At 40.8% G+C, this 265-nt stretch carries 1 pseudogene; it reads left to right on the top strand.

Annotated elements, in window-relative coordinates:
• Window positions 1–265: pseudogene (locus tag AB4496_RS29710) on the top strand (hypothetical protein); the annotation flags it as partial.

Genomic DNA, 265 nt, shown 5'->3' with positions numbered 1-265 from the left:
GATTCATACAAGGAGGGCGCTTTAAAAAAGGTACTAAAACCCTTGAGACATTGCCACCTACAGATTTAGGGAAAGCTCGTATTCCATCAGTCTTAGATAAGGTGAGAGTTCTCCGAAGAGATAAGCGACTCTCTTTCATGCTGCAATGTTGGGAAGGTGAACAAGATGAAATTAGACTTCACAAGGTTTTAAACCAGCTTGTCGGGGTTCCTGTTGAAGATGAAAAAGACATTAGAATAATAGATATTTCAGGGCTGCCTAACGA

Origin of the sequence: Vibrio sp. 10N.222.46.A1 (genome assembly GCF_041473595.1) — a bacterium.
GTDB lineage: Bacteria > Pseudomonadota > Gammaproteobacteria > Enterobacterales > Vibrionaceae > Vibrio > Vibrio tasmaniensis_A.
This window is presented reverse-complemented; position numbering and strand designations above follow the sequence as displayed.